Annotated in this window: 21 protein-coding genes and 1 tRNA gene; 9 read left to right on the forward strand and 13 right to left on the reverse strand. The window is 62.9% G+C overall.

The features are described 5' to 3' along the window. Positions 1–150: 150 nt before the first annotated feature. From ACSFC5_RS11150 to ACSFC5_RS11160, 3 genes are all read right to left on the reverse strand, one after another. The gene (locus ACSFC5_RS11150; RefSeq protein WP_440765323.1) at positions 151–774 is read right to left on the reverse strand and encodes a CBS domain-containing protein; all 624 of its coding nucleotides are present in this window, start codon (positions 772–774) and stop codon (positions 151–153) included. A 140-nt stretch (positions 775–914) separates the two neighbouring features. After that, positions 915–1,676, reverse strand: coding sequence for a GTP cyclohydrolase III (locus ACSFC5_RS11155; RefSeq protein WP_440765324.1), 762 nt, complete (start codon positions 1,674–1,676; stop codon positions 915–917). Between the two features lie 108 nt (positions 1,677–1,784). Beyond that, complete coding sequence (locus tag ACSFC5_RS11160) at positions 1,785–2,105, reverse strand: DUF5785 family protein (RefSeq protein ID WP_440765325.1); 321 nt, start codon at positions 2,103–2,105, stop codon at positions 1,785–1,787. A gap of 391 nt (positions 2,106–2,496) precedes the next feature. Between ACSFC5_RS11160 and ACSFC5_RS11165 the strand changes: the two genes are divergently transcribed. Then, a complete protein-coding gene (locus ACSFC5_RS11165) occupies positions 2,497–2,664 on the forward strand; it encodes a hypothetical protein (protein WP_440765326.1) in 168 nt (55 codons plus the stop codon). A 344-nt stretch (positions 2,665–3,008) separates the two neighbouring features. Here the strand turns inward: ACSFC5_RS11165 and ACSFC5_RS11170 are convergent, their stop codons facing one another. Continuing rightward, positions 3,009–7,262 carry an Eco57I restriction-modification methylase domain-containing protein gene (locus tag ACSFC5_RS11170; RefSeq protein WP_440765327.1) on the reverse strand — a complete coding sequence of 1,418 codons (4,254 nt, stop codon included), beginning with the start codon at positions 7,260–7,262 and terminating at the stop codon, positions 3,009–3,011. Between the two features lie 18 nt (positions 7,263–7,280). Between ACSFC5_RS11170 and ACSFC5_RS11175 the strand changes: the two genes are divergently transcribed. Further along, a complete protein-coding gene (locus ACSFC5_RS11175) occupies positions 7,281–7,583 on the forward strand; it encodes a hypothetical protein (RefSeq protein ID WP_440765328.1) in 303 nt (100 codons plus the stop codon). 56 nt (positions 7,584–7,639) lie between these two features. On the opposite strand, the gene ACSFC5_RS11180 is transcribed toward ACSFC5_RS11175, so the two are convergent. Then, positions 7,640–9,658 (reverse strand): hypothetical protein, encoded by a 2,019-nt coding sequence (locus ACSFC5_RS11180; protein WP_440765329.1) that lies wholly within the window; start codon positions 9,656–9,658, stop codon positions 7,640–7,642. 305 nt (positions 9,659–9,963) lie between these two features. After that, the gene (mct, locus tag ACSFC5_RS11185) at positions 9,964–11,139 is read right to left on the reverse strand and encodes a succinyl-CoA:mesaconate CoA-transferase (RefSeq protein WP_440765330.1); all 1,176 of its coding nucleotides are present in this window, start codon (positions 11,137–11,139) and stop codon (positions 9,964–9,966) included. A gap of 138 nt (positions 11,140–11,277) precedes the next feature. On the opposite strand from mct, the gene glmS reads away from it, so the two are divergent. The 6 genes from glmS (at position 11,278) to ACSFC5_RS11215 (ending at position 17,811) form a co-directional block, all read left to right on the forward strand. Further along, positions 11,278–11,733 (forward strand): methylaspartate mutase subunit S, encoded by a 456-nt coding sequence (glmS, locus tag ACSFC5_RS11190; protein WP_440765331.1) that lies wholly within the window; start codon positions 11,278–11,280, stop codon positions 11,731–11,733. Then, the gene (locus ACSFC5_RS11195; RefSeq protein ID WP_440765332.1) at positions 11,734–13,173 is read left to right on the forward strand and encodes a methylaspartate mutase subunit E; all 1,440 of its coding nucleotides are present in this window, start codon (positions 11,734–11,736) and stop codon (positions 13,171–13,173) included. After that, positions 13,170–14,459 (forward strand): methylaspartate ammonia-lyase, encoded by a 1,290-nt coding sequence (locus ACSFC5_RS11200; protein WP_440765333.1) that lies wholly within the window; start codon positions 13,170–13,172, stop codon positions 14,457–14,459. Before ACSFC5_RS11195 ends, ACSFC5_RS11200 begins: the two co-directional genes overlap by 4 nt. Next, complete coding sequence (gene mch, locus ACSFC5_RS11205; RefSeq protein WP_440765334.1) at positions 14,452–15,516, forward strand: 2-methylfumaryl-CoA hydratase; 1,065 nt, start codon at positions 14,452–14,454, stop codon at positions 15,514–15,516. The genes ACSFC5_RS11200 and mch overlap by 8 nt, the downstream gene beginning before the upstream one ends. A 57-nt stretch (positions 15,517–15,573) precedes the next feature. After that, positions 15,574–16,617 carry an L-malyl-CoA/beta-methylmalyl-CoA lyase gene (citE, locus tag ACSFC5_RS11210; RefSeq protein ID WP_440765335.1) on the forward strand — a complete coding sequence of 348 codons (1,044 nt, stop codon included), beginning with the start codon at positions 15,574–15,576 and terminating at the stop codon, positions 16,615–16,617. A 126-nt stretch (positions 16,618–16,743) separates the two neighbouring features. Then, positions 16,744–17,811 carry a succinylglutamate desuccinylase/aspartoacylase family protein gene (locus tag ACSFC5_RS11215; protein WP_440765336.1) on the forward strand — a complete coding sequence of 356 codons (1,068 nt, stop codon included), beginning with the start codon at positions 16,744–16,746 and terminating at the stop codon, positions 17,809–17,811. 57 nt (positions 17,812–17,868) lie between these two features. Here the strand turns inward: ACSFC5_RS11215 and ACSFC5_RS11220 are convergent, their stop codons facing one another. From ACSFC5_RS11220 to ACSFC5_RS11230, 3 genes are all read right to left on the reverse strand, one after another. After that, on the reverse strand, positions 17,869–19,245 hold the full coding sequence (locus tag ACSFC5_RS11220) for a COG1361 family protein (RefSeq protein ID WP_440765337.1): 1,377 nt from the start codon (positions 19,243–19,245) through the stop codon (positions 17,869–17,871). A gap of 640 nt (positions 19,246–19,885) precedes the next feature. Continuing rightward, positions 19,886–19,969 (reverse strand) — tRNA-Ser (locus ACSFC5_RS11225). Between the two features lie 40 nt (positions 19,970–20,009). Beyond that, positions 20,010–20,774: a hypothetical protein gene (locus tag ACSFC5_RS11230; RefSeq protein ID WP_440765338.1), complete on the reverse strand. Its 765-nt coding sequence runs from the start codon at positions 20,772–20,774 to the stop codon at positions 20,010–20,012. A gap of 146 nt (positions 20,775–20,920) precedes the next feature. On the opposite strand from ACSFC5_RS11230, the gene ACSFC5_RS11235 reads away from it, so the two are divergent. Then, a complete protein-coding gene (locus ACSFC5_RS11235; RefSeq protein ID WP_440765339.1) occupies positions 20,921–21,157 on the forward strand; it encodes a hypothetical protein in 237 nt (78 codons plus the stop codon). Between the two features lie 12 nt (positions 21,158–21,169). Here ACSFC5_RS11235 and ACSFC5_RS11240 read toward each other — a convergent pair whose 3' ends face one another. The 4 genes from ACSFC5_RS11240 to ACSFC5_RS11255 form a co-directional block, all read right to left on the reverse strand. Beyond that, positions 21,170–21,841, reverse strand: a complete 672-nt coding sequence (locus tag ACSFC5_RS11240; RefSeq protein ID WP_440765340.1) for a uracil-DNA glycosylase — start codon at positions 21,839–21,841, stop codon at positions 21,170–21,172. A 164-nt stretch (positions 21,842–22,005) separates the two neighbouring features. Next, on the reverse strand, positions 22,006–23,013 hold the full coding sequence (locus ACSFC5_RS11245) for a helix-hairpin-helix domain-containing protein (protein WP_440765341.1): 1,008 nt from the start codon (positions 23,011–23,013) through the stop codon (positions 22,006–22,008). A 312-nt stretch (positions 23,014–23,325) separates the two neighbouring features. Then, positions 23,326–23,610, reverse strand: a complete 285-nt coding sequence (locus ACSFC5_RS11250) for a DUF7976 family protein (RefSeq protein ID WP_440765342.1) — start codon at positions 23,608–23,610, stop codon at positions 23,326–23,328. Then, positions 23,607–24,683, reverse strand: a complete 1,077-nt coding sequence (locus tag ACSFC5_RS11255; protein ID WP_440765343.1) for an Mrp/NBP35 family ATP-binding protein — start codon at positions 24,681–24,683, stop codon at positions 23,607–23,609. The genes ACSFC5_RS11250 and ACSFC5_RS11255 overlap by 4 nt, the downstream gene beginning before the upstream one ends. Positions 24,684–24,862: the final 179 nt, after the last annotated feature.

Genomic DNA, 24,862 nt, shown 5'->3' on the forward strand with positions numbered 1-24,862 from the left:
CGGCACCCGAAAGGTCTTTCCATCGGAGAAATCGCTGACGATGACCGTCTACGCGGGACGGAACTGCGTCGGCGAGTTTTGCTGGTAGCGGACGGCCGTCGAACCGCTCAAAATCGATGCCGGCGAAGTCCGTTCGAGAGCCACGCCGACTCAGACCGTCCGGCAGTCCGCACAGACCAACTGACCGTTAGAATCCCACAACGCGTCCGCGAGCGAGCCGCAGGTCTCACAGACGCCCTGCGTGGTGTACTCGTCGCCGCCGTTGGCGACAAGCCGCGTCTCGAGTTCCTCGCTCGCCGCGGTCGCCGACGGCGTGGCTCGGTCCTCGGTGGCTGGGTCCTGGTTTCGCTCGAGTGCGGCGTCGCTCGTGCGCAGTGGGGTCATCGTGGCCTGAAACGAGCCGGCGGCGGCGATGACGTCGCGCTGGGTGACCAGTCCAAGGACGCCGTCCTCGTCCTCGACAACGACGTTGCGGATGTTCTCGCGAGCCATCACGTCGGCCGCGTCGGTGAGCGACCGATTCGGGTCGAACGTGATGACCGGCGAACTCATCACGTCGCCGACGGTCGTCGCGTCCGGATCCTGGTCGTCGTCGACGACGCCGAGAACGTCCCATTCGGTGACGATGCCGACCGGGTTCGCGCCGCGAACGACGAGGACGCAACTCGCCCGCTCCTCGCGCATGAGTCCCACGACGCCGCGAACGGTGTCTGACTCGCTGACACCGACGTAATCGTTCGTCAGGACATCCCTGACCGACAGTTCCGATTCCATATGTGAACAATGACCACAGACGGGCTAAAAGCTACCCCCGCCACACTTAAGCAAACTCGCCTCGAATGTTCGTAATTCGGTGTGTTAAGGCTTCTACCGTTCGGGTTCCGAAACGGGGCTGACGGCGAGATTCGGACCGGTCACCACTCGAGTTCGACCCTGGTCCCGTCGGCGCGACAGGTCTCGAGGGCGTGTTTCGCGGCGAAGCCGGCATCGTGAGCGCTCTTCCCGCGGCCGACGCCGACCTGGAGTTCGACGTCGACGGCCTCTTGGACGTGGTGAATCGCCTCTTCGTACTCGGCTTCGCCGAGATCCGGGCAGACGACGATGATGTTGTCGCCGCCGACGAAAAAGGAGAGGCTGTCGTGGGCGTAGCGCATGTGGCGCATGAGTTCGGCGTAGCCCTGTTCGATCTCGATGAAGGTGTCGAAGGCGTTGAGTTCGTCGGTGTAGTTGCCGGTCGCGTCGACGACGTCGAAGTGAGCGATCTGAATGTCGTCGGCGGCCCGGTGGCCGTCTCCGACGACACGTCCCTCGAGACACTCGCGTCGGTTCTTGTCCTGTGCGCTGCCGGCTTCCTGAACCAGTTCGGTCGCGTCCGCGAGCGCCTGGACGGGACTGGTGCCGGTCGCGACGCCGAGGCTGAGCGTCACGGGGTAGCGGTTGCCGACGGACTCCTGGAGGAGCGCGTGGTCCTCGAGGTCGAGACCGTTCGTGACGGCGATCATGTTGTCGAAGCGAGTGAAGAAGGTGTAGCCGTCTCGGTTGCCGACGAACTGAGAGATATCTGCGTAGAGCCGGGACTGGAGCGTCTGGAGGTCGGCCTCCCGTCGCGGTTCGGGTGTGACGGTCCACGGCCCGTAGTTATCGATCTGAACGAGCGTCACCTGCGTATTAGTCACGGTGAGAAACCCTTTCGAACGCCATCGTATAAGTGATACGTAATCCAGATTCGAGATGGGGCCGAAAAACGGGAGTCGGGGAACTCGAGTCGGGGTACGCGACCCGACTCAGGCCGGTTTCTTCTCTGGGTCTGCACCCTTCGGGTGGTACTCCCAGAAGTCGCCGGCGCGCATCGCGGCACCGACTCCCTTGTGCATGTCGAGGATGGTCTCGAACTCCTCGGGCTCGACGTACTCGAAGATCTCGCGCATCGGGACGACGCGCTGGTAGTTGATCCGGATCGGATCGTCGCCGTGTTCCTCGACGAACTCGTCGCGGACCATCGGGAAGTCCTCCTCCTCGTCGACTTTGTCGGCGATGATTCGCATGTCGAACTTGCGCATCCCCTCGCTCCCTTGTTCACCGTCGGGATCGTGTGGCCAGTCCATACGTCGATGTGTGCAGGGACCCCGCAAAAGCGTTACTCTCTATCGTCGAGACGTCGGCCGGAACGGACGCGATAGTCGAGCCGGGCACGTCTCGAGGTAATCGTGCCGTTCGAAGTACGGGTGGCACGCGGCGGTCTCTCGAGTACCCACCCACTCTTTTCTTTATATATTCGGCAGATATAAGCCACTACAGGTCAACAATTAGACCGGAAGCCGCGCTCCGCGAGGGGGTATCGAAATGCCCCGGGTGGTGATGACACCCGAGACGTGGCTTCCAAAGCCCACGAGGCTTTGAAGCCATGATTACGTACATTCTGTCGGGATATAAACGTCCCGAACGGCAGCCGTACCGATATCGACCAGTAGCAGCGTCCACGGCCCGGTGGTTGCCGTGGGGGTGAACGACGACCTCGAGGATGCTGAACGCGAGTGCCCGTCGTTCCCCGAGTGTCCCCGCTGTGGCTCCGAAATCGTCGCGACCACCGTGGTCGGGCCGACCGAGGGGACGGCCTCACCCTGTGGCTGTCGGGTGATTCCGTCGGTGCTCGAGTTTGAATAGGGAGGACTCAAGTGCGGCAAAATCCGCATTTAGGACCAGCTCATGGGGTCCATGGCATGTTGCCATCACCTAGCAGGACGAATCGCCGCCAGTCCTCGAACCACATCATCAATCGGAATCTGAGGGACCCATCCGCTTCGTGGTCCTTCTCGCGTCCAGTGATAATCTGCCAGAGGACACTCGGCACGAACAGAATGAGTGCGAGTACGAACCCAACGAATGTTCCCACAGCAATGACAGGAAAGTAGGCAATCCCGACCAGCCGTAACACGGCGGTTTTCCGTCCGCTCATGGTTTTCTGTCAGAAGCGATCAATAAGAAAGTTGGGGATTTGATCGAGTGTACTACTCGCCAACAGCCTCCTCAACGATTTCGATCTCCTCGTCGGTCAGCCCGTACAGTTCGTACACGATTTCGTCGATCAGTTCGTCGGTCTTCTCGATCTTCGCCTCGAGTTCATCCGCTCGTTCTTTGGTCTCGAGGTAGCTTTCCAATCCGTCTCGAACGTCGTCGACGGCGGGCAGGGTGAGCTTCCGCAAGCGATCAACGAGCGAGTTGGTCTTGGTGGCGGTCTCGCGGAAGTTCGCGAACCCGCCCGCCTCGTCGACGGCGACGGGGACGAACGCCTCGATCAGGTCGGCTTCGGTTTCGGTGAGGTCCGAAAGCTCGAGGGCTGGCAAGGGTTCGGTTTCGGTGTAGCCCCAGCGATCGGTTTCGTAGTCGTCCTCGTTTTCGGGTTTGTAGCGGGCAGTGAGTCGGATCTCGAGGGAGGTGGGTGACTCGCGGACGATTTCGACGGTTCCGACGCGGAGGTTGTCGCGGTCCGCGGCGGTGTCGGTGAGGATGGAGTCGGCAGTGCCCTCAGGAGGCTGAGAGAGTCCGATTTCAGAAATGCACTGACCAGAGGAATAGGTGCCCAGATGGTCCACCAAAGAAAGATTCAACGAATCTAGATCGATATGGAATGACCGATTATTTTCGGCTAAGAACCCTAAGAATCCGTGACGGTTTTCTGGAATTTCAACACCGTTTCTCTGCAAAATCGCCTCAAATTTTGATTCAAAATCTGGTTTTGTTTCTTCGACAGGCGAATATTCAGGAACAGGCACACGAGAGAGATAAGAAGTCATGAACCGACGGAAGTCGCCCCGAAGGACTGGGCTAGTGTGATATATATAGAACCAAACTGGTGAACTATTCAGGACAGCAAGCAGGTATGATCGATGCTCTGCACTGTTTTCTTCTGGAACGACGCCATATGCACTATTTGGTAGAAAAATCTCTCCATCCATATCCAATGTGAACTCAGATCGTTGGCAAATATCTGGCACGAGTAATTTTGGAGATTCAAAAAGACGTTTTTCACGAGGACACCAGAGAGAGTACCATGTAGGGTAATTCATAGACTCTGTCCCCCTTTCTGAGAGTCGCGTACGAAACTCGGATAAGTAGCTGTACGTTTCTGGATATTCACTCTCTAGTTGTGATTCTAGTATTTCTTTTGTTCCTGCTTGGGTAGTTTGATACGGATATATTACTGCAAGATCTGTAACTGTAGACCCATATCGCTCAATTTCGTCACCGTCAAGTAGTGGCTTGACAACTTCTGATTCCATCCGATACTGTTCCTCGTTCACAGTACACCGGACGAGATGTTCTTCCTCGCCCCAATCATCCACTTCAACGAAGAGAACGTCATTGTCACCAGAAACAATGCCTTCCGACATGAATTCGGTTATTTCGCCGAGTGGATTGGCAGTTGATTCCATCTGGGACATGGCCTGTCGTTCGAGAGGTCCTGTCAGAACCCACCCAGAATTGTCCAATTCATCGAATGGAATAGTACTGAATTTTACTTGGGATAGCGATAACTTATCATTCTTGAAATTCCGAACCTCACCATAGTTAAGATTGGCACTTTCACCTAAAAATAAGAGGCAAGTGTATGTTGTTGCACCTTCAAACACCTGATGCTGACCAAAATCAACTATCTTCCGGACTCGATCTTCTTTACTGAGGAATTTTCTAAGACCTTCTCCAGATTGCGATTCGAAAAATTTGTTTGGAAGAATATATCCCAACTCATCATCTGCTGCAATATTCGAACCCTGTTCAACGAACAATCCGTATAGATCGAATCGGCCAGTCGAAGTCGTATACTGCTCCGATGCGTAATCAGCTAATGCAGAATTCGACTGTCGTATATTCTGGATCTTCACATACGGCGGATTCCCAATCACCGCATCAAACCCAGCATCATCTCGCTTCTCTCCATCGTCGTCGAAGAAGACCTCCGGATACTCGAGTTCCCAGTGGAAAAACGCCTCCCCACCGGCCATCGACTGCGCGGTCTGGAACCAGCCTTCCTCCCGAACCGCGGCCCACTCGTCTTCGTCATCGATCGCTCGAGCCATCCGCTCGTACGCTCCCTCGGGGACGTCCAGATCGAACCGTTCGGCCGTGTGCACGTTCGTCAACTCGAACAGGCGCTGGTAGAACGGATCGCTCCGAACCTCGTCGTACAGCTCCTCCATCGATTTGACGTCCTCGAGCGTCTCGTTGTCGATCTCGAGTAGCTCCTGCATCCGGTCCATCACGTGCTCGAGGGTATCCTGTCGAACTCGAGCCAGCGCCTGCTGAAGCGTGAGCTGGCCGCCGTCGTCGTCAGTGTCAGCGCCGTTCGAGAGCACCTCCGTCACGTCCGAACCGACGAGCGAGTTGCCCGCCTTGAGGTGGTGATCCAGAAACGCGAGCGGCTGATCCGCGGCGAGGGTCTCGAGCCACATCGAGAGCTTCGCGAGTTCGACAGCCATCCCGTTCAGGTCGACGCCGTAGATACACTCCTTCGCAACGTCCCGTCGCACTCGCTGCTCGTCGAAGGCCGTCGCCTCCTCGATCTCTCGCACCTCGGTCATCACCTGCTCCGCGAGGTACTCGGTCGCCCGCGTGAGGAAGTGTCCGCTCCCCATCGCGGGATCGAGAATCTTCAGGTCGGTCGCCCGGCGGTAGAACGCGCCGAGATGCTCGTGGGTTCCCGGCTCGAAGCCCTGCTCCTCGAGATCGGCCTTGATCTCGTCGACCAGCGGCCCGACCGTCTCCTCGACGATGTAGGTCACCACGTAGTCCGGCGTGTAGTAGGCTCCTGTGGCCTTCCGTTCGCCTTCGTCGTTGACGACGTACAGCCCTCCCTCGTCGACGGTTTCGACCGCGTCCGCAACCGACACCTCCGTCGCGGGCTTCCAGACCTCGCCGCCGTCTTCGGACACCGCCGCGTAGTCTTCGGGGGCGATCCGGAACTGGTGCTCGAGCAGCCCCTCGTAGACGCTGCCGAGGTGACGCGTGTCGAGGTCCGCGTAGTCGGCCAGTACGTACCGTCCCTCGTCGTTTTCGGTCGTCGAAATTCGGTAGATAACTTCCGCGATATAGCGGTTGCTGACCTCGTGTTCGGTCAGAAACTCGTGTTTGTCCTGATTGAAGAGCCCGCCGTTGTACGGCGGAATGCCCAGCGACTCCTCGCCCTCGTCGACGAGTCGGAACAGATCCTCGAGTCTGCTCCACATCGTCGTCGAGTGCTCACTGTAGGTGTCGAAGCCGTCGTCGACCTCGCCGATCTCCTCGTGAATCTCGAGGCGCAGTTCGTCCAGACTGAAATTCTCCTCGTACTCCGTGACCGCATCCTGACCCTCCGGGTGGATCAGCCCCCGCGATTCGGCGTAGAGAACGAACATCAACCGATACAGAAGAACGAGAGACTGCTCTTTGAGTTCCCCGAGGCCAGCCTCGTCGTCCGGATCGATATCCAGATCGTTCGTCTCGACGAACCCGCGGCCGAGCACCCGCACCGCGGTGAAGACGTTGTCCTGCAGGTCCTCACCGAGCTCCTGAGCGACCGTCTCACTCTCGGACCAGACCGAATCAAGGAACGTCGTTCCACCCGCGGTCCGGAACGCGTCCGGCCGGAAAAACAGATAGAAGTACTTGAACGCCTCGAGGTCACCACGCTCGAGCAACTCCGGTAGATCGATCTCGTAGTAGGTTTGCGTCTCGTAGTCTTTCGTTCCGTACAGTCGCCACTTGCGGCCGTTCGTCAGCACTCCCCACTGAATCGATTCGGGCGTTCGCTCGAGGTAGTGTTTGATCTGATGGGAGGCGTTCCGATAGGGCCGCTGTTCGCTGAACCGCTTCGAGAAGTCGGCGTCCCACTGTTTGGCCTCGACGAGCCCGATTCCGCGGTCGAACAGATCCGTCGTATCCTCGCTACTCAGATAGACCTCGGCTGCCCCGCGCCGTGACTCGGTATCCTCGAAGAGGAGCACGTCGACGTATCCGCCACCGCCCGGCAGCGTCGTCTCGACGTTCGTCCCGAACCCCAGTACGTCGAGCACCTCGTCGATCCAGTTATCGATCAGTGAATCCTCCTTGTAGCCATCGACCAGCCCGGACTCGAGTTCGTACAGCGCTTGCAACTCGGTCATCGCTTCGCCCGCTTCCTCGTCGCAGTCCCACTCCTCGCGATCATGAATCCGCTCGTCGAGATAGTGACCGGAGAAGAGATTCGAGTTCGCATATGGCCGCTCGGATAGCGTCGCCTGACTCATGATACTCGTCACCTCGAATTGTCACGACAAGAATCCACTGGTAGTGCGGACCCGACCGGGGCCATCGTTTCGACCGACGATATCGCCGGTGATTCGGCGGAAGTCCTTCGAGTACTCGCCTTCTGCCGGGTCAACGAGGAGTTCGTCTTCGGTCCCGACGAAGACGATTACTTCGGCTCGGGCTGGAACGGCCTGCTGGTCACGCAGGACCTCGAGGACGAGACGGCGTCGCTCGAGGAGCAGGCCGACAACCCGGTGACGATTCTGCAGGCCTCGGAGATAGAACGGGACCTCGAGCGAATCTTGCTCGAGATCCTATAACAAAACCAACTGGAAACCGAAGCCGATCGGAGCGACGCCACCCCGCCCGCACGAACTCACTCCCGATCCATGTACTCGAGGCTGAACGTCACGGCTTCGTTAGCTTGTTCGGCCAGCAGGTCGGCCGCTCGAGCGGGCGATCGAAACGCGGCGCGGCCGACAGCGGGCATCGCGTAGACTTCGTCGACGGACGCGTCCGTATCGTCCGCGAGATCGATCCCGCCCCCATCGAGAAACCGGTCTCGCTCGAGGCCGTGGCAGATGGCGAGGTCGTCCGTCGACGCGACGACGCCGGCGTCCGCAGGGGCTCGTTCCCCCCCGTCTGCGTCCCGAATCGACGGGAGTACGGACGGATCAGCCAGGCCCGAGCCGCGCAACCAGAGGTCGAATGAGTCCGATGGATCGACGGTCTCGCTGCCCTCGAACGACGGGAGCCGGCGGATCGACTCGAGGTGATCGGGGTGGCGAAGGCGCTCGAGGGACGCTCCCTCGCCGTCGACGGGAATCGCGAGGTGCATCGCCGATCCGGGCTCCAGCGCGACGGACTCGTCCGTCCGCCCGAGACTGCACTTCTCGAGTGGCGCGCCCTCGCGAGCGAACGCCGCCGCCTCTCGCTCGCTCACGTAGGCGTCCGGCTCGCAGGGCATCACGAGCGCCGACTGCAACTCGGCGCCCGAACTCCCGTCGGCCGTCTCGACGCGACACTCGAGCGCGCCCCCCGTCAGCAGGCGGTCGCGATCCAGGCCGCGAAAGACGGTCGCCCGATCGGTGGCCTCGCTGGTATCCGGATAGTCGCCGTCCGCGTACCCGCCGAAGTCCCCGACGTACTCCCACGCGCCGTCGCCGTCTCCGTCCGCGGTCCGCACCGACAGCCGGTGGTCGTAGAAGTCGAAGCCGTCGCCGAGCAGCCAGAGATCGAACGTCTCGTCCGACTCGAAGCCGTCACCGGATTCGAGCGTCGCCAGCCACGGGTACAGGAACCGGTCGCGAGCGATCGTCAGCGTGTTGATCGAGTCGCCCTCGAGGTCGGCGCCCTCGACGTTCGGAACGAACGGATCGAACCCGCTCTCGGTCGGCACGTAGCCGCTGCGGACGTACCAACTCAGCCCGGCGGCCCCGGCTTCGATCGAGGCCCGCAAATTCATCCGCATCGCCTGCTTGCTCGGCGTGTGGTTCGGATTGACGGTGTGGCACTGTCCGAGGTAGAACACGGGTCGCTCGAGGGCCTCGCGGGTGTTCGAGACGAGGCTACGGACGGCGTCGTCGGCGCGTTCCGGCCCGACGTCCTTCTCGTACCAGCCCCGGTAGAAGTCGACGAATCCGAAGTCGGGATCGGCGTTCCGTCTCCGCAGACCACGTGCGAGCGCGTCGAACACCTCCGGACGCTTCGAGTCGACGATGTACGGAAAGTGGACGAACGGACCGACGTCGAGCGCGTCGTTCGCCTCCTCGATGGCCCGTTTCTGGGCGTCGAATATCTCCGGCCCGAACGCGATCAGGTTCTCGACCGCCGCATCGTTCCAGTCGCCGCCCTCGACCCACTGTCCCATGACCGGCGCTTCCTGCCAGAGGATAATGCGCCCGGTATCGAAGAACTCACCGTGGACGCGGGCCACCTCCCTGAGCCGGTCGAGGTGGTCCTCGCGGGCGTCCCTGTCACGGACGAACTCCTCGACCGGGAGATCGTTCAATAGGCCCACGTTGAGCCAGACCTCGAGATCGAACTCGCTCGCGGCGGCCAACAGTGGCTCGAGGTTTTCGTCGAGCGGGTTCTCGTCCGTGTGCGTCTTCACGAGCGCGACCGCGAGGTCGTGGCGGCGCGCGAACGCGAACAGGTTCTCCCGGACCGCGTCGTCCCGCCACAGGCTGCCGCCGAGCCAGAGGAAGTCCTCCCGAGGCCCCGGCTCCTCGCCCAGCGGGGACGATTCGTCGTCCGACCGCTGCTCGAGGAGCCGGCGATAACCCGCGTAGCCGCCCGCCAGACCGGTTCCGAGGCCCCCGGCCGCGACGAGGTAGCCGCGACGCGAGAGGCGAGAGTCGTCGGTACTCGTCTCGTACGTTGAGTCGTCAACCATAGTGTTCGTTGTTCCGGACCGTCGAGCGCTAGGTGGCGCGTCGACGGCTTCGTCGTAGTGGCCCTGTCGAGAGCGGTCGGCTTGAGCGTTGGCCCGGCAACGTCCCCGCTGTGGCTGACTGTTCGATTCGAAATCGCAAGAGAGGAGGATTCGCCACGGTGTACGTGAATGCGTGCGCGAACGGCGTCGATGCGTGAGCGGCGTTCGCGTGGCTCGTCGTCTCGAGTCTTTCGATCGCGGACGAAGGCGGCAAGCGACGGGTCGAGAACCGGATACTGAGACGAGCGGTGAGCGGAGCGACCCGGTTAGTCGTCGGCCGCCGTTTCCGCTTCTTTCTCGTCCAGAATCTCCTCGCGGTGCTCGTCCAGCAGCGGCGCACGGCCACGCGGCTGGGGCATCGTCTCGCTCATCTTGATCGGGTTGCCCGCGACCTCGACGTCGCGGTCGGCACCGGGCTGTTCGACTGGCACAAGCATGTCTCGAATCCGGACGTGCTCGTCCTCGAAGATTTCCTTCGTGGTCTGGACGGGGGCAGCGGGCACGCGGCCCTCGAGTTGCCCCACCAGTTCGTCGTTGGTTTGCTCGAGCGCCCAGTCGGCGATCACCCCGCGAAGCGAGTCGCGATTCCGCAGGCGCTCGGGCGTCGTGGGGTACTCCTCGGCTAACTCCTCGCGGTCCATGATCTCACAGAGCTGCGCCCAGTGGTTGTTGTTGAACGCGGCGATGACGGCGTGGCCGTCGTCGGTCTCGAAGGCGTTGTAGGGAAACAGCGTCGGGTGGGAGTTGCCCCGACGGGTGGGCGCTTCGCCCGTGTAGGACTGCTGGTAGACGGCGCGCTCAGTGAAGCTGAGCATCGAGTCGTACATGGCGGTGTCGACGTACTGGCCCTCGCCGGTCTGTTCGCGGTGGTTGACCGCCGCCAGAATACCGATGCAGTTCAGCGTGGCGGTAAAGAGGTCGCCGACGCCGGGACCGGTCTTCGTCGGCGGACCGTCCGGCTGCCCCGTCGTTTCCATGACGCCGCCCAGCGCCTGGGCGATGAGATCGAAGGAGGGCTGGCCCTGCCGATCGGTTTCTCCCGTGCGCGGGTCGCCGAAGCCCCGAATCGAGGAGTAGATGAGATCCTCGTTGTACTCGGTGAGCGTCTCGTAGCCCAGATCGTACTTCTCCATCGTCCCCGCGCGGTAGTTCTCCACGACGATATCGACGTCCTCGACGAGCGAGAGGAAGTCCGCGCGGTCCGCCTCGTCGCCGAGATTCAGCTCGATGCTCTTCTTGCCGCGGTTGACGCTCTGGAAGTAGCCGCCGTAGGCTTCCGCCTCGGGGTCGTCGACAAACGGCGGGTTCGAGCGGATCATATCGCCGCCCGGGCGCTCTACCTTGACGACATCCGCGCCCATATCCGCGAGCAACATCGTGCAGTACGGCCCGGCGAGAACCTGGGTCAGATCGAGCACGCGTAGATTCGAAAGTGCTCCCATGTACGCAGCTATTCCCAGACCACGACCAAAATCCTTACCATCGATAATGTACATTGTGACATCGTCCCATAGGGTGCCTGTTAGGATGTTTAAGGAGTATTATCATGGAAGATCATTAGGTTTATAGGGACGTTCCTCATGGTTCTGCATACGATGTCCCAAACGGTCGTCCTCGGCGTGATCGGCTCCGACGCCCACGTCGTTGGAATCACAATCTTAGAGCAGGCCTTCAGTGCAGCGGGCTTCGACGTCATCAACCTCGGTGTTCAGACCTCCCAGGAGGAGTTCGCCGAGGCCGCGGTAGACCACGACGCCGAGGCCGTACTGGTCTCCTCGCTCTACGGCCACGCCGAGCAGGACTGTCAGGGATTTCATGAAGTCCTCGAGGCGGCAGAGGTCGACGCCGTCACCTACATCGGTGGCAACCTCGCCGTCGGTCAGGACGAATTCGAGCAGACCCGGCGCACGTTCCGGGAGCTCGGCTTCGACCGCGTCTTCGATTCCGAAACCGATCCCGAAGACGCGATCGAGGCGCTCCGACAGGATCTGCAGATTACACCGACCGAGTCGGAACGCGCTACTATCAGTTCCTAGATGATACGAGACGAACGTATTCCCGCCGACGAGCTACGGCGTATCGACGAGGAGATTCGGTCCGACTGGCACACGGGTGCAGACGTCGACTTCGAGGAGGCTATCGAGTACCACGAGTCGCTGCCCGCACACAAGCGATTCGCGGACGTCCTCGAGTCGGCCGACAAGCCGCTTCTCCAGCCTCGAGCCGGCGTTCCCCGGCTCGAAGACCAGATCGAACTCCTCCAGTACCTTCTCGAGGAGGGCCAGGCCGACCTCCTCCCGACGACGATCGACTCGTACACGCGCGACAACGAGTACGAGAAGGCCCAGCAAGGGCTCGAGAAGGCCCGCGAGACGGGAGACGACACGCTCAACGGCTTCCCGGCTGTCAACCACGGCATCGACGGCTGCCGGAGGCTGATCGACGAGGTCGACGCCCCGATCGAAGTCCGCCACGGGACGCCGGACGCCCGGCTGCTCGCCGCGATCACGTTCGCGGGCGGCTTCCAGAGCTTCGAGGGCGGGCCGATCTCCTACAACATTCCCTACACGAAACGCCACGGGCTCGAGGAGACCATCGAGAAGTGGCAGTTCGTCGACCGACTGGCGGGGGCCTACACCGAACGCGGCATTCGGATCAACCGCGAGCCGTTCGGCCCGCTCACCGGAACGCTGGTCCCGCCCTCGATCGCTATTGCGATCATGCTGGTCGAAGGGAAACTCGCCGCCACGCAGGGCGTGCGCTCGATCACCCTCGGCTACGGGCAGGTCGGCAACGTCGTCCAGGACGTCGCCGCCTTGCACGCCCTCAAGAAACTGGGCAACGAGTATCTGCCGGACGAGGTTGTCGTCACGACGGTCTTCCACGAGTGGATGGGCGGCTTCCCGCCGGACGAGGCTCGCGCCAACGGCGTGATCAGTTTCGGCGGCATGACCGCGGCCATCGCCCAGCCGGACAAGGTCATCACCAAGTCGCCACAGGAGTTCCAGGGCGTGCCGACGATGGAGGCGAACTCGGCCGGCCTGCGAACGACGCGACAGGTCATCGATATGGCCATCGAGCAGGATATCCAGATCGACGGCATCGAAGAGGAACAGGACCTCATCGAGCGCGAGACTCGGTGTCTGATGGACACCATCTTCGAGCACGGCGACGGCGACGTCGTCCAGGGGACGCTCAAGGCGTTCGACTCCGGTGCACTCGACGTGCCGTTCGCACCCAGCGACAGCGCGGCGGGGGCGGTGCTCCCCGCTCGAGACGACGACGGACGCGTCCGCATCTTCGAGTGGGCCGACCTCGAGATGGACGACGACATCAAGGAGATTCACAAAGCCCGGCTCTCTCAGCGCGCCGCCACGGAGGGCCGCGAACAGTCGTTCCGCATGGTCGCGGACGACGTCGACGCGATCAGCGACGGCAAGCTCATCGGCCGACCACAGGGTGACGTCAAGATATGACTATTACAGGACTATACGCCACGCCCGGCTACTCCGGGTTCTTCTTCGACGACCAGCGCGCGATCAAGCAGGGTGCCGAACACGACGGCTTCACCTACGAGGGTGCCCCCGTCACCGACGGCTTCGACGAGATTCGCCAGGCGGGCGAGTCGATCATCGTCGACGTCGAACTCGAGGACGGCACCGTCGTCCGCGGCGACTGCGCCGCGGTCCAGTACTCCGGTGCCGGCGGGCGCGATCCGCTGTTTCAGGCCGAAGAGTACGCCCCAGTCATCGAGGGCCCCGTCGCCGACGAACTCGAGGGACGGGACGCGACGGACTTCCTCGAGAACGCACAACTGCTCGAGGAGCTACAGGTAGACGGCGACCGACTCCACACGGCAATCCGGTACGGCGTCTCGCAGGCGTTGCTCGCCGCCGCAGCCGAAGCCGGAAACACCACGAAGACGGACGTGATGGCCGACGCCCTGGGCACCGAACCCGCGACGGAGCCGGTTCCCGTCTTCGGTCAGTCCGGCGACGATCGCTACAATAACACGGAAAAGATGTTCGTCAAGGGCGTCCCCGTCCTGCCCCACGCGCTCATCAACAGCGTCGAGAAGATCGGCGAGAACGGCGAGATCCTCCTCGAGTACGTCGAGTGGCTCACCGAACGATCACAAGAACTCGGCCCCGACGGCTACGAGCCCCGGTTCCACATCGACGTCTACGGCATGATCGGCGAGGTTTTCGGTGCGCCTTACGACCGCGACGAAGTGGTTGACTACTTCGCGGCACTCGAGGCGGCCGCCGCGCCGTACCCGATCCAGATCGAGGGGCCGATGGACGTCGGCAACCGCGAAAAACAGATCGAGGCGATGGTCGAACTCCGCGAGGGGCTCAAAGACGCCGGCGTGTCAGTTGATATCGTCGCCGACGAGTGGTGCAACACCTTCGAAGACGTCCAGGCGTTCGTCGACGCCGAGGCGGCCGACCTCGTGCAGATCAAGACCCCTGACCTGGGCGGGATCCACCGCAGCGGACAAGCGGTCCGCTACTGCGAGGGGACCGACACCCGCGCCTATCTCGGTGGGACCTGCAACGAGACGGAAACCTCCGCGCGCGCCTGCGCTCACGTCGCGCTCGCGACGAACGCCGCACAGGTGCTCGCAAAGCCGGGAATGGGCTTCGACGAGGGCTACATGATCGTCGAAAACGAGATGCGCCGAACCATCGCCCGCCGCGAGCGGGACCGGCAGGCCGAAACTGACGAGACCGAAACCGACGAACTCACCGCCGATGACTGACTGGACAGATCCCGAGACGTTCGCACAGGCGCTCGAACAGGTCGAAACGAAGGAGAAAGGCAACTGCTTCGAGGACTTCGAAGAAGGGGACGTCATCGAACACGACCCCGGCCTCACCCTCACGCGGTTCGGCAACGAAGCCTGGATGAGCCAGACCCTGAACCACGACCCCGCCTACTGGCGCACCGACGCCGCCGAGGCCCGCGGCTTCGAGGAACCGCCGGTCCACCCGGACTACCTCACCGCTGCAACCCTCGGCATCACCGTCGAGGATTTGAGCGAGAAAGGTGGCTACTTCCTCGGTCGCACCGACGTCCGATTCCCCACCGCGCCCGTCTACACGGGCACCGAACTTCACGTCGAGAGCGAGGTCGTCAACCGGGCGACCTCGAGTTCCCGGCCCGCGTACGGTATCGTTAGCTGGCGAACCCGCGGCAAGGACGCCGAGACGGGCGACGTGCTCTGTTCCTACGAGCGCACGAACATGATCCCGCGGCGCGATCCGATTGCGACCGACGGGAGCGGGGCTGCGGCCGCTGAAGACGGCGACGACGGGCCGGAACTCCCCGAGGAGTTCATCGCCCCGGAAGGCGGCTACTTCGAGGACTTCGTCGCGGCCCTCGAGACGGCTGCCGACGAGAACGCGGCCGTCGCCTACCGCCACGAGCGTGGCCGCACGCAGGACGATGTCACCGTCGCTGCTCTGCCGCTGTCGACGCTCAACACGGCCAAACAGCACCACAACGTCGACGTGATGAGCGACTCGCCGTCGGGCGACATCGTCACCTACGGCGACGTCACCCGCTCGACCGCGCTGGGCCACGCCCGCTCGGACGAGGAGACCTGGCGCGAAGTCGGCTTCGACGACGAGTCGTTCCACACGTTCGTCGCCGTGGGCGACACCGTCTACGCCTTCACGCGGGTGCTCTCCGCAGACGAGGACGCGTCGAGCGACGAAGCGGGTACCGTCCGGTTCCAGCACATCGCGTTCAACCAGAACGACGAACCCGTCTACTCGGGGACGCGCACGGCCGAGATTCGAAAGCGCCCTCACTAACACGATCGAATATCACAAACGACCGCAGCTAAATCCACTCCCACCCACTCACAAGCCATGACCGAAGACATCCGACTCTGTCGAACGTTCCAGACCGCACCGGCCGCCGTTCCGAAAGACGACTCGGCGAAGTACCTCCGCTCCGGCCTCGAGGCCGAGGGCTTCCAGGCCCCCGACTGGCTCGTCCCCGACATGGAGGACGGCACCGCGCCGAACATGAAAGACGAGGGGCTCGAGAACACGATCGAACTCGTTCCCGAACACGAGTTCGCGGGCGAGATCTGGCCCCGCGTCGAGTGGAGCTACGAGGACGCCTCCTTTCGCGACCGCGGTCGCGAACAGATCGACCAGCTCGTCGGCGAGATCGGCGACGAACTCGAGGGCGTCGTCGTCCCCAAGGTCGGCCGCGTCGAGGACGTCGAGCGCGCCGCCGACGTCGTTGCCGAGGCGGAGGCCGAACACGGCTACGCCGAGGGCTCGATCAAGCTCTCGATCATTATTGAAACCGGGCGCGCCCGCTCGGACCTGCGCGAGATTTCGAAGTTCGGTGCCGACTCCCGACTCACCGCGCTCGTCTTCGGTCCCGTCGACTACGCGGCCGAACTCGGCGCTCGAGACCTCGGCGACGGTCGTCCGCGCTGGGATGGCCTGCTTGAGGCGCTCTCGAACGAAGCCAGCGCCGGCGACCTGCTCAGTATCGGCGGCCCGTTCGACGACCTGTTCAAAGAGCGCGCCGGCTTGACCTACTACAACGCGGATGCCTACGCGGACCAGGTCGAACACGAGGCTCACCTCGGACTCGACGGCTCCTGGTCGCTCTACCCGAAACAGACGATTCAGGCCAACACGATCCACATGCCGACGCCGGAGGAGCTCGAACGCGACGTGAGCAAGATCGAGCGCTTCAACGAAGCCAAAGCGGAGGGGACCGGTGCGGTCACCCTCGACGGCCAGATGGTCGACGAAGCCACGTTCAAGGTCTTCCGCAACACGATCCAGCAGGTCCGGTCAATCGACGACACCCGTCCCGCCCAGACCGAGGAGTACTACGACGAGAGCCTGCTCGAGCGCGCTCGAGACCTCGACCTCTCTTACCAGTAGCTCACTCCCGAGGATCACGAACCGAGCCGACCGTATTTTTCAGGTATCTATCGCCACTCGATCGCACGTTTGCTCGACAGTGGCGAGGACCGGCGGGATTATCCCCGAACGCGACCAGTCACGGATATGGATGCTCTCGATTCCGAACCCGAACCGTTCAGATACGACGGCGAAGTCGCACCCGGTGAGACGCGCCACATTCGCTACGAAGTGGGCGAGACGTACCTCGGCGACCCCGTCGAGATCCCGGTGACGATCATCAACGGCCACCACGGCGGTCCGACGTTCTTTCTGACGGCCGCGATCCACGGCGACGAACTCAACGGCGTCAAGGTCGTCCAGGAGGTCGCGGACCGATACGATCCCGCGGACGTTCACGGCACACTCGTCTGTTTACACGTCACCAACGTCCCGGCGTATCACGCCCAGCAGCGATACATCCCGATCTACGATCAGGACCTCAACCGCTCGTTCCCAGGAAAGGCTCGAAGCAACACGGCCGAACGGATGGCCAACCGGATCTATCGGACGTTCATCAGTCAGTGCGACTACGGGATCGACTTCCACACCTCCACGCGCAACCGAACGACGATGTATCACGTCCGGGCCGATCTCGAGGACCCCGCCGTGTCGCGACTGGCTCGAGCCTTCGGGGCGAACGTCCGCCTCTACGGCGGCGGCGACGGCGGCTCGCTTCGGTCGACGGCCACCGCAGATGGGATTCCGACGATCACCGTCGAGATGGGACGCGCCCAGCGACTCCAGCCGGCGCTGATCGAGAAGGCCGTCGCCGGCACCGAGAGCGTCCTCGCCGAGTACGACCTGCTCCCGGACCTCGAGCCGACCGAACCGAGCTGGGTCACCGAAACCGCGGCCGACAGCACGAAACAGTGGCTCCGGGCCGATACCGGCGGGCTCGTCGAGATGCAGTGGGGTCCTTACCCGCTGGTCCACGAAGGCGAGACCATCTGCACCGTTTCGGATCACTTCAAAACCGAAGAGCACGTGGTCACCGCGCCGTTCACCGGCCTGATCGTCGGCAGCCTCGAGAACCCCGTCGCCCTCCCGGGACATCCGCTCTGTCACCTCCTCAAGATCGACGCGGCAACGCGAGACGAGATCGAAGCGGAGATCGACGCCGGCGAGTTCGACGGCTATCGCGTCTGGAACCAAGACTTCTCGAGCGACGACTGATCGATACGCGCCGAAAACCGGATCGGAGTCGCCGCGCCGAGACGCTCGGCGAGTCGGTCACTGCTCGACGACGACCGTGACGGTGTCCGCGTCCGCACCGGTGTCGACTTCGATCGGGAACTCCTCAGTGTCGCCCGCCGGGTGGCCCGCCTGGAACGTCAGCGTGAGGTCGGCGGATTCGCCAGCCTCGAGGGTCAGCATCTCGCTATCCTCGACGACTGGATCGTGACCAACGACGAGTTCGATATCGGTGGTGCCGGTTTCGTCGCCGACGTTCTCGATCGTCGCGGCGACCTCGAGCGTCTCCCCGCCACCGATCGGGGAGTTCGTCGACATCCTCACCACGTTGAACGTCGCTGGCGTCGGCTCCCTGGACTCGACGGCGACCATCTCGGACGCCGTGTCCGCGCCGGTGTCGACCACCACCGGGAACTCCTCGATATCGCCCGCCGGGTCGCCGGCTTCGAACAGCAGCGTGATCTCGGTCGATTCGCCGGGATCGAGCGTCAGCATCCGGCTGTCTTCGATCACGGGGTCGTGGCCGACGACGAGGTCGACGTCGGTCGTCCCGGTTTCGTCGCCGATGTTGTGAATCGTCGTGGTAACCTCGAGCGTCTCCCCGCCACCGATCGGGGAGTTCGTCGCCATCTCCGCGACCTGGAACGTGGCCGGAACGTCTTCGGCTTCGTGATCGAGGATCCACGGCTCCGGCCGCAACAACAGGTTGTCCTCGGTGATCACCCAGCAGGTGATCGCGCAGGTATGACAGCCCGCGCCGTCGGCGACCGACAGCGTCGCCGTTCCGGAGTCGTCCGGATCGCCGAACTCGAGGATGACGTCCGCCTGGCTGAGCCACCAAACGGTCCGCGCGGGATCGCTGTCGGACGAGGCGACGTCGACGTCGATCTCGAAGGGCTCGTTGCGACCGACCGCGAGCATCTCGCCGGGTTCCGGATCCGCGCTCGCGACGGACGGGGGCGCCGCGCCGTCGGACGTGACGTGGACGGTCCACCGTATTTCGTCTGCCCCCTCGTAGTCCGGATCGTCCCGGTTCCCCGTTTCGGGGTCGTAGAAGACGTAAGCGGTGACCTCGTAGGTGCCACTCGAGTCGAACGTTTCGGTGAAGTACGACGCGCCGTACTGCTCGACGTACTGCAAGTAGTCCTGGGTTCGCATGTCGTAGTTCGCATCGTATTGGGCACGTTCGCCGTCGATCTGCCACTCCACGTCCCAGTTCGCGTCCGGATACTCGATGTCGGCCTCGAACAGGAGTTCGGTTCCCGGTTGCACGGTACGTTCGCGATGGACGTCCTGTACGCTGCCACGGAGCGTGTTCCCACCGACGGCACTCGCGCCTAGAACGCCACTGCCGACAGCGCCGCCTGCTGCAACTCCCTTGAGAAGCATTCGCCGTTCTATCTGGTCCCCACTCATACGTGCATCTGCGTCGTCCAGTTTGAGAAAGGCGGAGATTCTTGCAGCCGACAATCTATTGTTACAGCAGAATACCAGTTCTGAGCGGAGAGTCTGCGACACGTAGTCGCTCCCGTCGCCGTCGGATCGTGAACTCCCCAATCAGACCTGTTTCTCCAGCCGTTGTGATCGTTCTCACTCGAGTGAGAACCGATCTCCAGCGGTGGGAGCGGGCTTGGAGTAGACGTTCGATCGTGGATACGACGGAAACTCGGGGGGATGGGATTGTGAACTACGCCGAGACGGTCGTCCTCATTTCGCTCGAACGCTGCGACTCGTCTAGTTCAAATCCCATCGTTCTCGATTTGCCGCTCGAGGAGTTGTTCGCGGTAAAATACGGTGGGGATGGGATTTGAACCACCTGAACTTCAGTCGCTTCGCTCCCTCGTTCCGTAATCCAAATCCCACCGACGTCGCTGTCGCTCACGGAGTTGTTCGCGACTGAGCGGAGCGAAGCTCCGCGATGTCCAAACGAGTGCGACGCACTCGTTTGAGGACAGCAACGTGGGGATGGGATTTGAACCACGGTGGAAGCAAAGCTTCTCCCTGATTCATATCCCATCGTCTCCGCTTTGCTCCTCACGTCAGTTCGTCGCAAAAGCGGTGGGGATGGGATTTGAACCCATGAGGCTTGAAGGCCACCTGCTCTCAAGGCAGGCGCGTTAGGCCGCTCTGCCACCCCACCTCACCTCCGCCTTTTCCGTCCGTTCAAAAAGGGTTGTCGGTTACGCTCGCTCGAGCGACCCGTCCGCCCCGATCGCCAGCCCGAGTTCGTCTACCGCAGCGGCCGTCGCCTCGGCACCCGGCTTCTCCGCGATCCGTCTGGCCTCGAGCAACGCGACCGTCGACCGAAGCCCCGCGGGGGTCGCGACGGTCGGACGTATCGGCGCGAACCCGACGTCGAGTCCGGCCTCGCGGGCGCGTTCGGCCAGCGTCGCCACCTCGGGCGCGGCGTACGCGTCGCCGAAGTCGATCGGCTCGCCGAAAGCCGCGAGATAGGTTCGCCCCGCCGAGGACGGTCCGACGACGACCTCGTGGCGGCGGGTCGACATCGCGGCGCCGTCGATGTGCGTCCGGCCGACGAGGGGAACCGTGGGTTCGAGGACGCCGACGCTTCCGGCCTCCTCGCGCTTTAGGAGATGCGTGACCGTGTTGCCGACTCTGGCCGTTCGACTCGAGCCGACCTGCCGTTCGAATCGGACATCGCCATCCGTGCCGTCGGTGTCCTCGGAAAACTCCCCTAGCGCGCTGGCAGTTAACCCGCGGACTTCGTTCTCCGGGTCGCCGCCGGCGAACTCGTCGGGGAGCGTCTCCGCGTCGCGGTAGTTGACCAGCAGTTCGCCCCCGCTCGAGGCGACCGCCCGAAGTACGTCGACGACGGCGGCCTCGTAGAGGCCGCACGCCTCGGCGTTCGAGAGCGGCGTTCGATCGACGAGCGACGACAGGACGAGCCCTTCCCGGGGCGGATCGACCGGAACGACGACCTTCATACCCGTGTCTCGGTGACGGCCGGCCTTGAACGCGGCGTTTCCGGCGGCTCTCTCGCCGTCAAATGCGTCCCTCGAGTCGCGAGTTCGTCTCCGCTCGCCGAGCCGACGTCGGACAAATTATAGTGATGGACCGTCAGGCATTCCGTATGGACGATCAAACCGTGACCCGATCGGTTCCACGCTCGGTCGGACTGCTCGGGACGCTGACTATCGCCGCGCTTGTAGCGCTCGGGCTCTGGGGATTCGCGGACAGCTACCTGATCGAGTCGGGCGACTACCTCGCGCCGACGATCGGCGTGTTCATCGCGACCGTCGTCTTCATCGGCGCGCTGGTCGTCCTCGGCGCGCGATCGAAAGAGTGGCTCGAGGGCCCGTACTGGTAGTCTCGCAGTCGATCAGCGATCCCGCTGTCCTTTCGTCTGGCGATAATCCGACGCCATCAGATCGACGAACGTCTCGAGCCACGCCTGGGTCTGTGCGTCGGATTGGTCGCGTGGCTCCACCATCGGGACGAGTTCGAACCCGCGGCCCCGGATTCGCGTCGCGTGATCCGCCGGCAACGAGAGGTCGCCGGCCGGCGTCGTCGTGTACTCCACGCCGATCTCCGTCAGGGCTCGCTCGCCGACGGGAATCAGGATCTCGGGGTTGATCATCCGAATCTCGGCCGTGAGATAGGGGTCGCAGTTGCCGATCTCCTCGTCCGTCGGCGGGCGCTCCGGGTCGCGACACCGCGTCAGATTCGTCAGGTAGACGTTCTCGAGGACGGGGTCGTTCGCCGGCGAGGTCGAATCGCAGAGGCCGAGTCGCTCGAGCATCCGACGGAGGCTGGTTCCTGATTCCGATTCCGCACCTCGGTCGTCGTCGATCGCCGAGGGCTCGGGGCTTGCAAAGGGCACGCCCAGTTCGTCGGCGCTCGCGGTCGGTCGCTCGCCGACGAACAGGAAGTCCGCCGCGACGTCGCCGTAGCCGTGGACGACCTGCGTCCGCGTCTCACAGAGCGCCGGACAGTTTCGACACTCCTCGTCCATCCCGTAGGGGTTCGCTCGAGACCGTTGATTCGCGTCCACAATCGCGTTTCGGACGGAGAAAGTAAAAGCAACGCGCCTGGTGAGTGCCTCGCGTCGATCGAGGGCGAGGGGGGAACTCTCTCGAGAGTCAGGACACACCGAAAACACGCGACGAAAATCGAACTACGACTGGGTCCGCGTTATCGGAAACCGCTAGATATCGATCACGACTGCGACTGTGCGGCCTGAATCCAGTCGGCCGCACGGACCTGCGAGATCTCTGCGGCCTCCGCGACGGCGTTCGCCTGTGACCGAGAGAGATCGGCAAGGGTCTCGATACCTGCTTCGGCGAGACGGTCGGCGTACGTCTGCCCGACGCCCTCGAGCGTCTGCAGGTTCTGCACCGCAGCGTCGGTGCCCCGTTCGGTCGCGGTCTCGATCGCGTCCGTCGTCTCGACGGCGAGCTCTTCGGTCGCGTCGCCGGCTTCGTCGACGACCTCCTGAGTGTTCTCCTGGGTCGTCTCGACGACCGATTCGGCCTGCTGCTGGGTCGTCTGCATAGTCGCTTCAGTCCCCTGCTGGATGGTGTCCGCGACCTCTTCGGTTTGTTGCTGGACGGTCTCGACAGTCTCCTCGGCTCGTCGAACGCCGTCGACGGTCTGCTGTTCGGTCTCCTGATGTGCCTCGAGGAGCGATTCGATCGACTCCGTCAGCACCTGCTGTTGCTGGTCGGTGAGCTCCGCCACGGCGTCGACGAACTCCATCTCGAACTCGTCCCAGACTTCGTCCTGGCGCTGTTCGAACTCCTCGAACTGCCGATCGACGGTCGATCGAACGTCGGAGCCGTTTTCGTCGAACGCAGACTCCATCGCGTCGAACTGTGCGTGGAGCAACTGCTGGAACAGGGCGGCGCTTTGCTCGAACCCGTCGTTCAGCAGCCGTTGGGTTTGTTTCGTTCCCTCCTCGAACTGCTGATCGATCGTCGAGCGAACGTCGCCTCCGCTCTCGTCGAGGGACGACTCGAGGGTGTCGAACTGTGCGTCGAAGAGCTGACGGACGAGTTCGGTGCCCTGCCGCTGGGCGCTTCGCTGGGCAGCGAAGCCGTTTCGCAGGAACGATTCGGCGGCGTTCTCCTGGAACTTGAGTCCCTGCTGGACGAACTGCTGGCTCTGTTTGATCGACTGGCGCTGTAGTTCGAACGTGGCTTCGATTGGTGTGGTTGCGTTGGTCATAGGTGGTGGCGGGACGAGCAACGAGGCACGAGTGCTTCGCCCCTATTTCCTAACTAACCGAACGGGCCAGAGACGGATAACAGCTGTCCTTGAAAGGTTTTAGAGACCATCTGATACCACAGAAGGGTATAGACTCTCGGCTCACTGCAGGCAGCGGGTTTCAGTCTCGACTGTCAATCCGTCGTAATTACAGCCGCGAAAATCGACCGCGTACACCGAAGCCGACGTCGGAGTACCGGCTGAGAGTACTTCACCTGACGGCCGCTGAGTCTGCTGAGCAGATTCAGCGGATAAACTCCGTAATCCGGCCGATCAGCGCTCGAGCCCGCCGCGTTCGGTGACCTCGAGAATGAACTTGACGTTGCGGACGATCTCCTCGGGCGTCGTCTCCTCGTCCGCGTCGTAGAGGTCGCTCGTTCGGTAGAGAATGTTCGCGAGTTGTTTGCTCTCGCTGGAGTCGCTTCGGATCTCGTCGGCGACCTCGCGGAGGAACGCGACCCGTTCGGGATCTGGATCGAACGCGGCCTCTGATTCGACGTTCTTGCGGCCGTCGCTGCTGTTGCTGTCGTCGCTGCCGTCCTCGCCGTCGGCGGTCATCGGTCCGGAGAGGCGGCCTCGCTGCGTCTGGCCTGGGAGACGCCGCGTCGGTGGACGATCCCGGTGTTGTTCGCGACGTTCTCGGTGATCGTTCGGAACGCGTCGCCGGTGGCCGACTCGTCGGAGAGCACGGTCGGCTGACCCCCGTCGCCGCTCTCGCGGACGGCGGGGTCGAGGGGAATCGATCCCAGGAACGGCATCTCGTGTTCGTCGGCGAACTCACGGCCGCCGCCGGAGCCGAAGATGTCGTGTTCGCCGCCGCAGTCGGGGCAGGCGAACGTCGACATGTTCTCGGCGATGCCCAGCACGACGGTGTCGTGTTTGGCGAACATCTCGAGGCCCTTGCGGGCGTCGTCGAGGGCAACGTCCTGCGGAGTCGTCACGATGACGGCGCCTGTGACGGGCATCGTCTGGAGCATCGTCAGCTGGGTGTCGCCGGTCCCCGGGGGCAGGTCGATCACGAGATAGTCGAGGTGGCCCCACTCGACGTCCTCCGTTAGCTGGGTGATGACCTTGTGGACCATCGGACCGCGCCAGATGACCGGATCGTCCTCGCCCGTGAGGAAGGCCATGCTCATCAGCTTCACGCCGTACTTTTCGGGCGGCACGAGCGTTTCCTCCTCGGTCGCCATCGGCGGCTCGTCGGCGTCGACCATCCGCGGTACGTTCGGCCCGTAGACGTCGGCGTCGAAGAGCCCGACCTGCGCCCCCAGTTGCGAGAGTCCCGCGGCGAGGTTCACTGCGACCGTCGATTTGCCGACCCCACCCTTTCCGGACGAGACGGCGATGACGTTCTTGACGTTCGGGAGGACCTGCTCCTCGGTGACAAAATCGTCGCGGTCGGGAATGCTCGCCGAGAGATCCGGCTCGAGCCCGTCCTCGAGAAGCAGTTCGCGGATCTCGGCGGCCATGTCGCTCTCGGTCGGCGAGTACGGTGCACCCAGTGCGAGATCGATATCGACTTGGTCGCCGTCAACGCTGATGTCGTTGACGAGTCCGAGCGAGACGATATCGTCGCCGAGTTCCGGATCCTCGACCGTCCGGAGGCGGTCGCGAACGGCGTCTTCGTCCATGTCCGAAGGTGGGACCGGCCGTCGAAAAGGGTTGTGTTCCCACCTTTTTTCTTCGGGTCCTCCCTCGTGGTTCGAGAGGTCTCCGGCCGCTCGTTATCAAGCGAAATCGGAGAGTTCGCGGACCTCGCGGAACTTCGTTCCGCTCAGTCACGAAACGGTTCCGCCGTTTCGAACGACTA

It is taken from the genome of Natronorubrum marinum, from assembly GCF_052040125.1.
Classification (GTDB): Archaea; Halobacteriota; Halobacteria; order Halobacteriales; family Natrialbaceae; genus Natronorubrum.